Annotated in this window: 14 protein-coding genes; 10 read left to right on the top strand and 4 right to left on the bottom strand. The window is 57.8% G+C overall.

Annotation, left to right across the window (positions count from 1 at the left end; all coding sequences use genetic code 11):
• The first annotated feature begins 25 nt into the window (after positions 1 to 25).
• Both ACFSOY_RS17320 and ACFSOY_RS17315 read left to right on the top strand, forming a co-directional pair.
• A complete protein-coding gene (locus ACFSOY_RS17320; protein WP_386048773.1) occupies positions 26 to 1204 on the top strand; it encodes an acetyl-CoA C-acetyltransferase in 1179 nt (392 codons plus the stop codon).
• 25 nt (positions 1205 to 1229) lie between these two features.
• Positions 1230 to 3002: an acyl-CoA dehydrogenase family protein gene (locus ACFSOY_RS17315; RefSeq protein WP_386048771.1), complete on the top strand. Its 1773-nt coding sequence runs from the start codon at positions 1230 to 1232 to the stop codon at positions 3000 to 3002.
• 56 nt (positions 3003 to 3058) lie between these two features.
• Here ACFSOY_RS17315 and ACFSOY_RS17310 read toward each other — a convergent pair whose 3' ends face one another.
• Both ACFSOY_RS17310 and ACFSOY_RS17305 read right to left on the bottom strand, forming a co-directional pair.
• Positions 3059 to 4786 carry an ATP-binding cassette domain-containing protein gene (locus ACFSOY_RS17310; RefSeq protein WP_386048769.1) on the bottom strand — a complete coding sequence of 576 codons (1728 nt, stop codon included), beginning with the start codon at positions 4784 to 4786 and terminating at the stop codon, positions 3059 to 3061.
• Entirely contained in the window at positions 4777 to 5571 is a 795-nt protein-coding gene (locus ACFSOY_RS17305; protein ID WP_386048767.1) for an ATP-binding cassette domain-containing protein, read from the bottom strand. Before ACFSOY_RS17305 ends, ACFSOY_RS17310 begins: the two co-directional genes overlap by 10 nt.
• Positions 5572 to 5675: 104 nt before the next feature.
• On the opposite strand from ACFSOY_RS17305, the gene ACFSOY_RS17300 reads away from it, so the two are divergent.
• From ACFSOY_RS17300 to ACFSOY_RS17290, 3 genes are all read left to right on the top strand, one after another.
• Positions 5676 to 6269 (top strand): biotin transporter BioY, encoded by a 594-nt coding sequence (locus ACFSOY_RS17300; RefSeq protein WP_386048765.1) that lies wholly within the window; start codon positions 5676 to 5678, stop codon positions 6267 to 6269.
• 194 nt (positions 6270 to 6463) lie between these two features.
• Positions 6464 to 7564 carry a hypothetical protein gene (locus ACFSOY_RS17295; RefSeq protein ID WP_386048764.1) on the top strand — a complete coding sequence of 367 codons (1101 nt, stop codon included), beginning with the start codon at positions 6464 to 6466 and terminating at the stop codon, positions 7562 to 7564.
• Between the two features lie 62 nt (positions 7565 to 7626).
• Positions 7627 to 8118 (top strand): phosphatase PAP2 family protein, encoded by a 492-nt coding sequence (locus tag ACFSOY_RS17290; RefSeq protein ID WP_386048762.1) that lies wholly within the window; start codon positions 7627 to 7629, stop codon positions 8116 to 8118.
• 52 nt (positions 8119 to 8170) lie between these two features.
• On the opposite strand, the gene menA is transcribed toward ACFSOY_RS17290, so the two are convergent.
• Together menA and ACFSOY_RS17280 are read right to left on the bottom strand one after the other, a co-directional pair.
• On the bottom strand, positions 8171 to 9094 hold the full coding sequence (gene menA / locus ACFSOY_RS17285) for a 1,4-dihydroxy-2-naphthoate octaprenyltransferase (protein ID WP_386048761.1): 924 nt from the start codon (positions 9092 to 9094) through the stop codon (positions 8171 to 8173).
• A gap of 35 nt (positions 9095 to 9129) precedes the next feature.
• On the bottom strand, positions 9130 to 9540 hold the full coding sequence (locus ACFSOY_RS17280) for a hypothetical protein (protein ID WP_386048760.1): 411 nt from the start codon (positions 9538 to 9540) through the stop codon (positions 9130 to 9132).
• A gap of 180 nt (positions 9541 to 9720) precedes the next feature.
• Between ACFSOY_RS17280 and ACFSOY_RS17275 the strand changes: the two genes are divergently transcribed.
• The 5 genes from ACFSOY_RS17275 (at position 9721) to icmF (ending at position 15333) form a co-directional block, all read left to right on the top strand.
• Positions 9721 to 10155, top strand: coding sequence for a hypothetical protein (locus tag ACFSOY_RS17275; RefSeq protein WP_386048758.1), 435 nt, complete (start codon positions 9721 to 9723; stop codon positions 10153 to 10155).
• 19 nt (positions 10156 to 10174) lie between these two features.
• Positions 10175 to 10396: a YqgQ family protein gene (locus ACFSOY_RS17270; RefSeq protein WP_386048756.1), complete on the top strand. Its 222-nt coding sequence runs from the start codon at positions 10175 to 10177 to the stop codon at positions 10394 to 10396.
• A gap of 285 nt (positions 10397 to 10681) precedes the next feature.
• Positions 10682 to 11272 (top strand): hypothetical protein, encoded by a 591-nt coding sequence (locus tag ACFSOY_RS17265; RefSeq protein ID WP_386048754.1) that lies wholly within the window; start codon positions 10682 to 10684, stop codon positions 11270 to 11272.
• A gap of 149 nt (positions 11273 to 11421) precedes the next feature.
• Positions 11422 to 12084 (top strand): TetR/AcrR family transcriptional regulator, encoded by a 663-nt coding sequence (locus ACFSOY_RS17260; protein WP_386048752.1) that lies wholly within the window; start codon positions 11422 to 11424, stop codon positions 12082 to 12084.
• Positions 12085 to 12087: 3 nt separating this feature from the next.
• Positions 12088 to 15333, top strand: coding sequence for a fused isobutyryl-CoA mutase/GTPase IcmF (icmF, locus tag ACFSOY_RS17255; protein WP_386048750.1), 3246 nt, complete (start codon positions 12088 to 12090; stop codon positions 15331 to 15333).
• Position 15334 lies beyond the last annotated feature (1 nt).

Genomic DNA, 15334 nt, shown 5'->3' with positions numbered 1-15334 from the left:
CGATCGAGATGAGGAGGGAAAGAGAATGCGTGAAGCAGTGATCGTATCGGCTGTACGGACGGCGGTGGGCCGTTCGCAGAGAGGGTCGCTCAAACATGCGCGGCCAGAAGACCTCGGCGGTCTGGTCGTGGGAGAAGCGATCAGGCGCGCGGGCCAGTTTGACCCAGAGGAGATTGAAGATGTGATCATCGGTTGTGCGATGCCAGAAGCGGAGCAGGGGATGAATTTAGGGCGGATCGTCGCCTTGCGCGCCGGGCTTCCGAACATGGTGCCCGGCATGACGATCAACCGCTTCTGTTCGTCCGGCCTGCAATCGATCGCTCTCGCTGCGGAGAAGATCATCTGCGGTTCGGCAGATGTGATGGTCGCAGGGGGCGTGGAGAGCATGTCGATGGTGCCGATGCTCGGCAACAAGCTGGCACCCAACCCGTGGCTGGTCGACCATCAGCCGGACGTGTACATGAGCATGGGTCACACGGCAGAACAGGTGGCCAAGCGATTTGGCATCACCCGCGAGATGCAGGATCAATTTGCTGTGCGGTCGCATCAGCGGGCGGCAGCAGCGATCGCAGCCGGCAAATTTAATGAGGAGATCGTGCCGGTCACCGTGCGCAATGTGACGGTAGATGCGGACGGCAAGCAGCGAGCAACAGAGTTCGTCTTCGCGACGGATGAAGGCGTGCGCCCAGACACTTCTTTAGAAGTGCTGGCGAAATTGCGCCCCGCTTTTCATGTGCAAGGGTCGGTCACCGCTGGCAACTCGTCGCAAACGTCTGACGGGGCGGCAGCGACCGTCCTGATGTCGGCGGAGAAGGCGGCGGCGATCGGGGCGAAACCGCTCGCGGTGTTCCGCTCGTTCGCAGTTGGCGGCGTCGACCCTGACATCATGGGCGTCGGCCCGGTGGTAGCGATCCCGAAAGCGCTGAAGCAGGCAGGTCTGTCCCTCAGCGATATCGATCTGTTTGAGATCAACGAGGCGTTCGCTTCCCAAGCGAGCTATGTGGTTCAACATCTGGAGCTCGACCCGGACAAGGTGAACGTCAACGGCGGAGCGATCGCGCTCGGCCATCCGCTCGGGTGCACCGGCACCAAGCTGACCGTGCAGATCCTGCACGAGCTGCGCCGGCGCGGTGGACGCTACGGCGTCGTCTCGATGTGCATCGGCGGCGGCATGGGCGCTGCAGGCGTCTTCGAACTGATCTAACCTACAGACGAGGAGGAAGTTTACGATGAGCGATACGAAAGAAAGAGTGCGCGGCGGTTCCTTTGTCATCTCCCAGACGGAAGCGGCAGACGTGTTTACGCCGGAAGACTTTACGGACGAGCAAAAGATGATCGCCAAGATGACAGCCGATTTTATCGAGGGGGAGATCGTTCCTCATCGCGAGCAGTTGGAAAAGCTCGACATCGAGCTGACCGTCAAACTGCTCAAGCAGGCGGGAGAGCTCGGCCTGCTGGCAGCAGACATCCCAGAAGCGTATGAAGGCATGGAGCTCGACAAGATCTCCTCGACGCTGATCACCGAGCACATCACGCGCGGCGGGTCATTCGCCCTGTCGCACGGTGCTCATGTGGGGATCGGCACGCTGCCGATCGTCTATTTCGGCAATGAGGAGCAAAAGAAGCGCTACCTGCCAGCGCTCGCCAGCGGTGAGCAGTTCGCCGCCTACTGCCTGACCGAGCCGGGCTCAGGCTCCGATGCGCTCGGCGCGAAGGCGACCGCCGTGCTCAACGAGGAAGGCACCCACTACATCCTGAACGGGACGAAGCAGTTTATCACCAACGCCGGGTTTGCCGACCTGTTCGTGGTGTATGCCAAAGTGGACGGGGACAAATTCTCCGCCTTCCTGGTGGAAAAAGAGTATCCGGGCGTCTCCACCGGGCCGGAGGAGAAAAAGATGGGCATCAAAGCATCTTCGACTCGTCCGCTGATCCTCGAAGATGTGCCGGTGCCGGTGGAAAACTTGCTCGGGGAGATCGGCCGTGGCCACGTGATCGCCTTCAACATCCTGAACATCGGCCGCTACAAGCTGGCGGCAGGCTGCATCGGCTCCTCCAAACATGCGATCGAGCTGTCTGCCAACTACGCGAAGGAGCGCAAGCAGTTCGGTCAGCCGATCGCCAACTTCCCGCTGATCAGGGAGAAGCTCGCCGAGATGAACATCCGCACCTATGCGACCGAGTCGATGATCTATCGGATCGGCGGTCTGATCGAGACGGCGTTGTCTGACGGGGAATCGTCTGGCAAAGCGGTGGCAGACGCGATCGCCGAATATGCGATCGAATGCTCGATCTCCAAAGTGTTCGCCTCCGAAGCGTTCGATTTTGTCGTCGATGAAGGCGTGCAGATCCACGGCGGATACGGGTTTATCAACGAGTATCCGATCGAGACGATGTACCGCGACTCGCGAATCAACCGCATCTTCGAGGGGACGAACGAGGTCAACCGCCTGCTGATCCCCGGCACGCTGGTCAAAAAGGCGCTCAAAGGGCAGTTGCCGCTGCTCCAAGCAGCCCAAGCGCTGCAAGCGGAGCTGATGGCGATGATGCCGGCGATGATCGATGAGAGCGAGACGCTGGCGGTGGAAGCAGACCTGATCGAAAAGGCGAAAAAGATCTTCCTGATGATCGGCGGATCGGCTGTGCAAAAATATCAGACCAGCTTGGAGCAGCAGCAAGAGGTGCTGCACAACTTGGCCGACCTGATGATCGAGATCTACGCGATGGAATCCTGCATGCTCCGCGCGCAGAAGCAGATCGCACAGGAGGGCGAAGCGAAGGCGGCGCACAAGATCAACATGACTCGCGTGTTCGTCAATGACACGTTCGGCAAGATCGAACTGCTCGCCCGCGAGACGCTGGCAGCGATGGAAGCGGGCGATCTGCTCCGCACCCAGCTGTCCGTCCTGAAAAAACTGACTCGCTACACCCCGCAGAACACGATCAAGCTCAAGCGCGAACTGGCCGACCGGGTCATCGAGCAGGCGGGCTATATCTCCTAGGCGGGCAAGCGGAACAACAAGAGCCGTCTCTCGTTCGAGAGACGGCTCTTTCCTGCTCACAGATAGCGGGCGCTGACCAGCAGCGCGAACAGCAGCCCGCCGATCAGGATGATCTTCCAGTCGTTCTGCACCATGCAGAGCCGAGTGGCAGAAGTGCGCCGAATGCCCAGCTTGGCATATCCGCGCGCTTCCATCGCCACTGAAAGCTCTTCGCCAAGGCGAAGGACAGACAGCAGGAGCGGCACGACGACCGCCCCGATGTCGCGCAGGCGCAGGGCGCCCTTGACCGATTTGCCCCGCGCTTTGGAAATGCGGGAGAAGCGGCGCATCTCTTGGAGGATGACCGGCACAAAGCGCAGCATCAGCGAGGTGGCCAGGGCGAACGCTTCCACGGGGAGCTTGAGCTTTTTCAGCGGTGCGAGCGACGTTTCCAACCCCTGCTTCATCTTCAGTTGCCCGGTCGTCGACGAAAGCCACACGCCGAGCACCATCAGCAGCAAAAAGCGATACAGCTGACCGAACGTGTTCAGCGCAGCCGCCACGTCGAAGCTGATCCCGCCTTGAAAGCGCAGGCCGGACAGCGCGAGCGAGATCAAGATGAAAAACAGAAACGGCTTGACCAGCCGCCACACTTCGCGCTGCCACAGGTTGGCCGCGCCCATGCAACCGAGCGTGATCAAGGTGGCCAGCGCCAGCCCCGACCAGTTGGACTGCACCAGAATGCCGAGCGAAACGAGCAGATAAAACGCCCATTTGGCGCGCGGGTCGAGCTGGCGGATCAGCTGCCCAAGCTGTTTGGTTCGCCTCGCAGGCGGCTGCGCGCTCGCAGTGGCGCCAGTCGTCAGCTGAGCGCTCGCAGCCAGAGCCTGCTCGGCGATCTCGTCAACGCCTGCTCGCCCGCCGTTCGCAGGGGCGGGCTCCGGTTGCGCTGAGCGCTCAATCAGGCGATGCTGCTCACGATCACCGCCGCCCCGCTGCTGCAAGATGATCTCCGCCATCTGCTCAGGCGGAAGCGGATGGGCGGGCAGGTCGATCCCTCGCTCCTGAAAGGCGAGCGACAGCATCGTGCTGGCCGGCAGCCCGACGCGCGCCTGTTGCATCAGATCGGGCTGTTCACAGAGCTCTTTCGGGCTGGCACAGGCGGCGAGACGGCCCCGGTCGAGCAACAGCACGCGATCGGCGAGCGGAAAGAACGAGTCGAGGTCGTGGGTGGCGATCACGATGCCGCCAGCACGTTGCCCCTTTGCGCTCTGCAAAAGCGCAACCAACCGCTGAACCGCCTGCGGATCAAGGCCTGCGGTCGGCTCGTCGAGAAACAGCCACTTCGGCTCCGTCGCAAACGTCGTCGCAAGAGCGACCCGACGCTTTTGGCCGCCGCTGAGCGCGAGCGGGGATTGCGAGGTCAGCTCTTCCGACAGACCGATCTGCGCAAGCGCCTCTCGGGTGCGCGCCGCCGCCTCCGCTTTCGTCAAGCGCAGCGGCTTTAGCGAATAGTCAAACTCGTGCTGCACCGTGCGGGCGAACAGCTGATGGTCTGGGAACTGAAACACGACGCCGATGTCGCGCAACACGTCCGAATCGACCCGCTTCCCCTTCCACAGCGGCACCTCATCGTAGGTGATTGAGCCTGCGTCGAAGCGGGTCAAGCCGGTCAGCAGGTCGAGCAAGCTCGACTTTCCCGCCCCCGTCTGACCGACGAGCAGCGTGATCGACCCATCCTCAAGCGTAAAGGAGAGATCGTGCAAAATTTGACCGAATGAGACATGCTCCACCTTTACTGCCATAGGTCACCTACCGCGATGCTCAACTCATCGGGCGTCAGGGGGCGACCGGCCAGCTGCATGCCTTTCTCCTGCAATCGGTGGGCGACTTGCACCGCATAGGGCGGCACGAAGCCGAGCTGCTCACAGACCCCTTCATAGAAAAAGGCGCGCGCAGCTCCAGAGAACACAACCTCGCCTTGGCCAAGCGCGACAACCCGGTCTCCGTAGGCCAACTCTTCCATCCACTGGGTGATCCAGATCAGCGTCTTCCCCTGCTCCTTGAGCTCCTGCGCTACGTGGAGCACCAATTGCCGAGATGCCGGATCGAGCATCGCCGTGCACTCATCAAAGACGATCGCATCCGCCTCGACCGCCAGACAGCCGGCGATGCCGAGCAACTGCTTCTGGCCGCCGGAGAGGGTGGTGACCGGCTGGTGCAGCAGGTGGCTCATACCGACCTTTTCTAAGGCGATCCGCGCGCGCTCCGGCATCTTCTCCGGGTCGACCGCCCGATTCTCCATGCCGAAACAAACATCTTCATAGACCGTTTCCCCGACGATCTGCGCCTCCGGATTTTGAAAGACCATCTGCACCTTCGTTCCGAAGCGCTCGACCTCGCCGCTGGAGATCGGGCAGAGGCCGCAGAGCACTTTGGCCAGCGTGCTCTTCCCGCTGCCGTTTTGACCGATCAGCACCAGCCACTCGCCGCGCTCAATCGTCAGGTTGACGTCCGTTACCACTTTATGCACATCTTCTCCCACCGCAAAGGCGACGCTTACGCGGGAGAGGATCAACTGTCGGTTCATATACCCTCCAAATTTTGCATTGACTTGTTAGAGAACTGTGCGCTAGAATGCGAATTGTCATCTATCTGACACTACTAAGTTAACAAAGAATTGGAGGCAGATCAATGGGGGTACAGTTTACCGTTCGCGGTGTGGTGTTTAGCGCCCTGTTTGCGGCATTATTGGTCGTTCTTAGCTATGTGAACATCAACCTCGGCTTTTCTCCCGTCCCGATCACGCTGAGCAACATGACGATCATGCTTGCTGGGGCGATGCTTGGAGCATTTTATGGGTTTAGCTCGATGGCGCTCGTCGTCCTCTTGACCCTGATCGGCTTGCCGATGTGGCATGGCAATGGCGGGATCGGTCATGTGGCCGGCCCGACCGGCGGATTTATCGTGATGTATCCGATCTGCGCCTTTTTCGTCGGCCTGGTCGCCTCGCGGATCAAGGGAAGCGGAATCTTTGCGCACGCCAAGATGCTGATCACCTTCATCCTGTTCGGCTCGCTGCTCTCCTATGTCGGCGGTGTGCCGTGGCTGAAGGCGGTCGCTGGCGTCTCATGGAACGATGCGCTGGCGCTGGGCTTCTATCCCTACCTGATCGGCGACCTTTGCAAAGCGGCGGTCGCGACGCTGGTCGTGCTGCAAGTCCGCCGCATCTACCCGCCGGATCGTCTGGTCGGCAAAGGCGGCTCAAAAGTCGTTCCGCTCGGCTGAGCGAAGCAAGCAAAAGAGGACTCGCGCTGCGCAGTCCTCTTTTTTGTTGCGAAACTATATTTCTGAACAAATATTTGAAAACGCTTGGGCGTAGTAAGCTCGTTTTATACGATTCTGCAAAAGTTAACAGGATTTTCATTCTGCATGTCGAAATATGGAGAATGAAGGTGCAAGGGTAAGAAGGGGGTGAACGCATGCTGCTGACACTTGGGATGATCGTGCTCGGCGTCATCGCGGTGTTTTCGATTGCGATGATGGTCGGGAACGTGCTGGGCAAGGGGCGATACGGCAAAACATGGGCCGCGTTCGCTGGCTTGTCGGTGATGCTCTGCGGCATCATGCTGGTTGTCCAATTGATTATTCCACCTGTCGAAGCGATGGAAGGCGACGCGGGCGAGAAGGCCCACCAGTCGAAGGACCTGACTGGAAAGTCGGAGGCGAGCACTGAGAAGACGGACGTTGTCGACGCGAACGCCGGCAAGGCTGATAGCAAAGGCGACAGCGAGGTGGACGACCTGTCCTTTTTGGTGATCGTCCTCGATCTGATCAAGGAGAACAAGCCGATCCCGCCAGAGTATCTCTCGCTGCTGCCAGACGGCGGTGCGAGCTTAGAAGCGGTCTCCAAAGACAAGAATGCGCCGAAGCCGATCTTCCAACCGACGCCGCAAAAGGTGCCATCCGGCACTGTGGCGGTCAAGCCTGCCAATCCGTTCGATTCGTACAAGCCGAAGCCGAGCGATTCGAACCAAGCGGGCACGGGGACGAAGCCGGGCACGGTGACCAAGCCGGATCAACCGACTCCAAAGCCGGAGCCCAAACCTGATCCGAAGCCGGAAGTGAAACCGGACCCGAAACCGGAGCCCAAGCCCGATCCGAAGCCGGACCCTGATCCGGAGACGCCGGTCACTCAGCCGACGTTGCTTGAGGGCGGTGTGTTAAAATCGGTGCTCGGGGCGTCGCGAGCAGAAGTCCAATCGTTTTTCCAATACAACCAGCCGCTGGGCGGTACGGGTAATAAACTGCTCTATCTGCGCGGTGCCGCGGTCGTCGAGGTGACGATGAGCGGAGACACGGCAACGGCTGTCACGATGCGCTTTGAGCGCTTCACCCCACAGGGGGAAAGCGCCACCTATTATGAAGAGTTCATGCGAATCGTCGCCGGGATGTCCCAAGCGAACCCATCGAGCCGCTCCGGCCGAGAAGTTTACTGGAACGGGCTCTATCCGGGCGCATCTAGCATCCATTTCCATATCGACACAGCTGCTAATTACGGGTATATTGAAGCAAGACAATAATGGTTCGCATAAAAAGACCTTGCTCAATGCCTGAGCAGGGTCTTTACACTGCAGGGGGTAACATGGACAGACTGATGCTGCTGACAATTCGTCGCTATGTTGGGCGCTCCCGCCTGCTCGATCGGCTGATGGTGCATGTCGGAAGATACGGACCGCTCTGGTTCTTCGTGGTCATGGGCGCGATGGTGGTGCTCGGAGGAAGCGTCGAGCGAAGAGCGGTGTTGCTGGCGATCATCGCCGCGACGGTCACCCGGGGATTGACCGAGCTGATCGGTCGGCAGTTCTATCGGGCTCGACCATTTCTGGCAGAAGGGTTTACGCCGCTCTTGCAACATCGGGCGAGCGCATCGTTTCCCAGCAACCATTCTGCGTGCGGCTTCGCTCTCGCCGTCGCGCTCTGGTTGCATCTGCCGTTGATCGGAGCCTATCTGGTGCTCTTCGCTGGCGTGCTCGCTCTTTCGCGCGTCTATGTCGGCTTGCACTATCCGTCAGACGTTTTCTTCGGGGCGCTGCTGGGCGCAAGCGTCGCCTGGCTGCTCGTCCAAATCTACTAAAAAAGCCATCCCCTCGTTCGAAGCGAGGAGATGGCTTTTAGATTTGCAAGAATTAGATTTGTAAGAAGTAGTAGAGAAAGATGCCAAATACGTTCAAGATGCCGAATAGCAACTGCAACAGTGCGGACAGCCCGAGCCCGAGGTTGAGCTCCACAGGGTCGCTCGTCTTGGCGATGATCTGCACTGTCTTCCAAGCGATCGGCAGCGTGATCAACGTGAGCAGCGAAGTGATTGGCGTGTAACCGAGCAACCAGATGGCGATCATCGTCAGGTAGCTGAGCGCAAGCAGCGTGTAGTGCTCCCACTTCGCTTTTCTGGTCCCGAGGATCGTGGCCAGCGTCCGCTTGCCGATCTGCTGATCATGGTGCAAGTCGCGCAAATTTTTGGCGTGCAGAGCGGCCGCCGCCAGCAGCCCAAAGGGGATGGCGTTCAAGATCACATGCCCGTAGAGGATCTTGACCATCGCGTAATAGGTGCCGACCACGATCAGCGGGCCCATGACGACAAACACGGCAAGCTCGCCGAGGCCGTGATAGGCGAGTGCGAAGCGGGTGCCGGTGTACAGATAGCCGAGCAACAGCCCGATCGCGCCGAAGATCAGGATGGTCCAGCCGCCGACCGAGACGATGTATCCGCCGACGAGGGCGGCGATCGCGAAGCAGACCCACCCTCCGAAATAGACTTGGGCGGGTGTGAGCCAGCCGGATCGAAGCGGGTTGGCCGGGGTGAGCGACGTTTCGTCATCGGCGCCCTTGTGATGGTCAAAATAGTCGTTGAACAGGTAGCTCCCCGCCTGTACCAGAATGACGACGATCAGCGTCGCCAAGAACGTCCAGCCTTCAAAGCCGCGGTCGATCAGGGCGAACCCGCCGCCGAGCAAGACGGGGATGATCGTGCCGATCAAGGAGCGAGAACGCACTGCGCGGAGCCAGATTTGCAGTTTAGAAGGGCGAGTCATTTTGGCTGACGCAGGCATAGGTACGTTCCTTTCTCTCCGATCACGTTGCGGCGCTATTGCTGCTGAGCTTGTGCTTGCGCCGTCTTGTGATGAACGGTGTTGAGATACTCGCGAATCTCCGCTTCGCGATAGACATGAAACACGCCGACCAACTGGGCGACTTTATGAGCATCGTACGATTCGAGATATGGTTTGATCTGTTGATAGGTCACCGGAGGTTCTTGCCGAACCTGGATGACAGCGCGCGTGATCTCGACGATCACATCGAGATCGTGCGTGTAGTTCATCCAGATCAGATCGGGTGGCATGACCACCACATCGGTCGGATCTGCCTGTACGCGATCTCCGTAAGCGAGCTTGGCCAGATGGTATCCTAAAAACAGCATGACCGGAATCAACAGCAAAAACAGCACCAGCCCTTGATCGAAAAGATCAAATTGATAGACAAACCTTCCCCCGCTCATCGTGTTCGACCTCCATCCAGACGTAATTCGTCCCCCTATTCCCTATCTATCTAACTATACTATGGATTTGCCAAAATTCCAATATTAGGTTTCGCTCGATTCTGCCCGCAGAGCGGGCGGCAGATCCGGGTTTTTGTGGTATAATAACCAGGACTTCAGCACAGGAACGGAGCGAACAAAATGAGCGATCAAGTCAATGTGGAAGTGACGTTTCAAGATGGCAAGGTTCTGTTTGATCAAGCGTTGATGGGCGCGATGTGGAGCCCGAGCAGACTGCTTCCCCATCCGGTCGAGGGGAAGTATCAGTTTGAGCACGAGGGGGAGCGCTTCGGCATCGTCGATCTGCTCTGCTATCTCGATGAGGTGAGCCAAGATCTGCGCGCTCAAGGAGCAGAAGCGGTGATCGAGGCGGTGCTCAGCCTGATCCAGTCTGTCTATATCGGCGATGAGTCGACCGTGCTGATCGGCAGCGTGCTCGACCTGTACGGCATCGAATCGAACGGGCGAGCGGGGATCGTCTTCCGCACGATCATCCTGTCCCATCAGAAAGAAGTCGAAGAGATCATGAAGATCCGCGAGGTTGGCAAGCTCCAATTTCCGGTGCCCCAGCCCTGAGCGAGAGGAGGCGGCGAAGATGAACTTGAACACGCACCAAGAGCTGATGAAAGTGCGCGAGTATCTCAAGCGGTTTGCGATCATCGTCTACACGGGCAGCCCGCTCGATGACATCGTGATGATGGATCTGGAGCTCGATGATCTCTATGAGGGCAAGCACCTTGAGTCGGCCGAGTTCCAAAAGTACAAGTTGGCGTTGCGCCGAGCGTATCTGGAGGCGGGCGGAGAGAAACTTCGCTAATATTTTCAGGGCAGAATGATACAAAGTTTATTCAGCGCTGAATAGGCATATATCCCGCTAGAATTTCTAAATATTAGTAGGTTTTGCAAGTCCTTCAAGGGGGAGTTTAGCCGACTGCAGTGCTAGACTTCCTCCTGTACACGAAGGAAATGAATAAAAACCGCATATATATTCAAAAGATGTGAATAATAAAGTATAATCAGAATATTGCGAGATTTCCTCTCCCTATTCCCAATTGTAAGATTTTTGTGATACACTCTTGCCTGAAAAGGGGGAATATTTAGTATGAAAAAGTTCTCGAAACTTCTTCTTGCTGCTGTTTTCGCAACGACTGTTGTTGCTGGTGTAGGTTGCGGCGATTCTAAAACAACTGACACTCCGAAAGCGGAGCAACCAAAAGAAGATACCGAAAAAGTGAACAAGGCTGTATTCGCAGCTGCGGTTATCGCAGAAGAAAAATTGGAATCCCAATTCGCGGCTGTAAAAGGTCTGGTAGACGGCAAAGAAGTATCCTTCATGAAACCTGCAAAGTCTAAAGAGGAGTCCTTGAAATTCTTGGGCACCTATTGGGATGCTGCTGTGATTGAAAAAGAATACACCGCACTCCTCGGCGACCAGGCGGCGCTCGAAAAGGCGAACAAGGCGATCGAAGCTCTTGCTACTCAAGGCAAAAAGAAATTCACTCCGGAAACTGTGATCGCACAAGCGGAGAAGATCCGTGCGAACGCTCTGACCGCTGCTTCGAAGTACGAAGATGCGAAAGTTGAGTCGAAAGACGATACCTACACGCTGACCTTTAAAGGCCTGACCTACAAGCTGAAAAAAGAAGGCAACTCTTATAAGATTGTAGGCAAAGAAGGCACCCTGGCGAAGTAGTCACCGATAAGATCATAAGATATGTGAAAAGAGCGGATCTCGATCCGCTCTTTTTTTCATTCGCTCATTGACGAGACTGCTGAAAAACGAATAAACTGAATCTATAACCAAACCGAGCGAGCGCTCAGTCAGTTGAAGTGAGGTGTGAGATGACAGACGAATCCAAACCGATTCCTACCCGCGTTTCTGACCCGCAACTGGTCGAGCAGCGGCGCAGGCAGATCGTCAAGGCGGCCGTCGATCTGTTCGTGGAAAAGGGGTTCCACAAGACGACAACTCGCGAGATCGCCAAGGCGAGCGGTCTGGGCATCGGAACGCTCTATGAGTATGTGCATTCGAAAGAGGACGTTCTCTACCTGGTCTGCGCGTACATCCACGGCGAGATGAAACAGCGGCTCGACGATGTGATGGGCGGCAAAGAGCGGGGACGTGAGCTGCTCGTCGCGAGCGTTCGCCATTTTTTTGCCTGCGTGGACGATTTGCAGGACTATGTGTTGCTGATCTATCAGGAAACAAAATCGTTGCCTCCCGATCAATTGAAGTTGGTGCTGCGCCAAGAGGAGGAGATCACCCATCTCTTCGTCAACATCTTAGAGCGAGGACGAGCGGACGGTTCGCTGTCGCTGGCAGCTGACAGCGTGAAGCTGTTCGCGCACAACATCGTGATCCTCGGCCAGATGTGGACATTTCGCCGCTGGGCGCTGCGCCGCGATTATACGCTTGAGCAATATACGGAAAAACAGACCTCTTTGTTGCTCCAAGAGATCTGCCCTTCGCCTTTGCGAACGGGACATGAGAAAGGGGAATTTTAAGATATGGAAACGACCATCTATCGCCCGAAGCACAAGATTCGCTTTGTCACCTCCTCCGCTCTGTTTGACGGGCATGACGCGTCGATCAACATCATGCGCCGCATCCTGCAAGCGTCTGGCGCAGAAGTGATTCACCTCGGGCACAACCGCTCGGCAGAAGAGATCGTCAACGCGGCTGTGCAGGAAGATGCGCAGGGGATTGCGATCTCCTCGTATCAGGGCGGACATGTCGAGTTTTTCAAATACATCTACGATCTGCTCAAAGAGCGCGGTGCCTCGCACGTGAAGATCTTCGGCGGCGGCGGCGGCGTTATCGTCCCAGAGGAGATTCGCGACCTCGAAAGCTATGGGATCGCCAAGATCTATTCGCCAGAGGACGGTCGGCGCATGGGCCTGCAAGGCATGATCAACCACATGCTTGAGAGCTCCGACTTCCCGACTGCAAAAGATGCGGAAGCGGAGCTTGCCAAGCTGAAGGAGAAAAATGCGCTGTCGATCGCCAAGCTGATCACGGTGGCGGAAGAGGCGGTCTACAACCGCGACGCGACGCACGAACAGCTGCTCAGCACCATCCGCGAGCAGGTGCAGCACGTGCCGGTCGTCGGGATCACCGGCACCGGTGGCGCGGGGAAATCGTCGCTGACAGACGAACTGGTTCGTCGTTTTCTCAACGATTTTGAAGACAAGACGATCGCGATCCTGTCGGTCGATCCGTCGAAGCAAAAGACGGGTGGCGCACTCCTGGGCGACCGCATTCGGATGAACGCGATCAACAATTCGCGCGTCTACATGCGCTCGCTGGCGACCCGCGAATCTCGCTCCGAGCTGTCTGCTGCGATCAAGGAAGCGATCGATGTGGTCAAGGTGGCAGGCTATGACCTGATCATCGTGGAAACGTCAGGGATCGGCCAAGGGGATGCGGAGATCACCAAGGTCACCGACCTGTCGCTGTACGTGATGACCTCCGAGTTTGGCGCGCCGTCGCAGCTGGAGAAGATCGACATGCTCGATTTTGCCGATCTGGTGGCGATCAACAAATTTGAGCGCAAAGGATCGCAAGATGCGCTCCGCGACGTGAAAAAACAATACCAGCGCAACCACAACCTGTTTGACAAGCCGGCGGAGGAGATGCCCGTCTACGGCACGATCGCCAGCCAGTTTAACGATCCGGGCACCAACGTGCTCTACCGTGCGCTGATCAGCGCGATCAACGAGAAGGCCGGTCAGAACTGGGTATCCAGCCTGGATGTGAAAGAGGGCATCTCCAAGAAGAACTACATCATTCCGCCGGAGCGCATTCAGTACCTCGGGGAGATCGTCGGCGCGGTTCGCGACTACAAGAAGTTTACAGACGCGCAGGCGATGATCGCGCGCAAGCTGTTCCAGCTGAAGGGCGTGCGGGAGCTGTTCACCGCCGATGCGGGGATGCTGGCGGCGCTCGATGCGCAGATCGAGCATTTCGATGGTCAATTGCATCCGGAGGCGAAGCGGCTGATTCAGCACTGGCCACAGCTGAAAGAGCTGTACACGGCGGACGAGTTTATCACCAAGATCCGCGACAAGGAGATTCGTACCACGCTGTACACCGAATCGCTTTCCGGCACCAAGATCCCGAAAGTCGCCTTGCCCAAATATGAAGACTGGGGCGATCTGCTGCGCTGGCTGATGAGCGAAAACGTGCCTGGCGAGTTCCCGTACACAGCGGGCGTGTTCCCGTTCAAGCGCGAGGGAGAGGACCCGAAGCGACAGTTTGCTGGTGAAGGGACGCCGGAGCGCACCAACCGCCGCTTCCACTTCCTGTCCAAAAACGATGATGCGAAGCGTCTGTCCACCGCGTTCGACTCGGTGACTCTCTACGGGGAAGATCCTGACTATCGCCCGGACATCTACGGCAAGATCGGCGAATCTGGCGTCTCGATCTGCACGCTGGAAGACATGAAGAAGCTGTATGCCGGATTCGACCTGTGCGCGCCTTCCACCTCGGTCTCGATGACGATCAACGGCCCGGCGCCGATGATCTTGGCGATGTACATGAACACGGCTGTCGAGCAGCAAACGGCCAAGTTTGCAGAGAAAAATGGTCGCCAGCCCACCGCAGAAGAGGCGGAGCAGATCAAAGCGTACACGCTGGCCACCGTGCGCGGCACGGTGCAGGCAGACATTTTGAAAGAGGACCAAGGTCAGAACACCTGCATCTTCTCGACCGAGTTCGCCTTGCGCTTGATGGGCGACATCCAGCAATATTTTATCGATCACAAAGTTCGCAACTACTACTCGGTCTCCATCTCCGGCTATCATATCGCCGAAGCGGGTGCCAACCCGATCTCACAATTGGCGTTCACGCTGGCGAACGCGTTCACCTACGTGGAATACTATTTGAGCCGCGGGATGCACATCGATGATTTTGCACCGAACCTGTCGTTCTTCTTCTCCAACGGCATGGACCCGGAGTACACGGTGATCGGGCGCGTCGCACGCCGCATCTGGGCGACGGCGATCAAGAACAAGTACGAGGGCAACGATCGCTCGCAAAAGCTCAAGTACCATGTGCAGACATCTGGTCGCTCGCTGCATGCGCAAGAGATCGATTTTAACGACATCCGCACCACCTTGCAAGCGCTGCTCGCCTTGCAGGACAACTGCAACTCGCTCCACACCAACGCCTACGATGAAGCGATCACCACGCCGACAGAAGAATCGGTGCGCCGCGCGATGGCGATCCAGATGATCCTGACCAAAGAATACGGTCTGTTGAAGAACGAAAACCCGGTGCAGGGTTCGTTTATCGTCGAGGAGTTGACCGATCTGGTCGAAGAGGCGGTTCTGCAGGAGTTCCAGCGCATCTCCGATCGCGGCGGCGTGCTCGGCGCGATGGAAACGCAGTACCAACGCGGCAAGATCCAAGAGGAATCGATGTATTACGAGCACAAGAAGCATGACGGTTCGCTCCCGATCATCGGCGTGAACACGTTCCTCAATCCGAAGACGCTGGCGGATGACTACGAAGCGCCTGAGATCGAGCTTGCCCGGGCGACCCGTGAGGAGAAAGAGTTGCAGATCAACAACCTGTGCGCTTTCCAAGCGGAGCACCAAGAGGCGGCCAAAGCGGCGATCCGCTCGCTGAAACAGACGGCGATGAACGGCGGCAACATCTTCGCCGAGCTGATGGAAACGGTCAAAACGTGCTCGCTCGGTCAGATCACCCAAGCGCTCTACGAAGTCGGCGGGCAATACCGCCGCAACATGTAAG

Source organism: Tumebacillus lipolyticus, assembly GCF_042682745.1.
In the GTDB taxonomy this organism is placed as follows: Bacteria; Bacillota; Bacilli; order Tumebacillales; family Tumebacillaceae; genus Tumebacillus_A; species Tumebacillus_A lipolyticus.
Note: the sequence above shows the minus strand (reverse complement) of the source record. Positions and strands in the feature narration are given on the sequence as shown.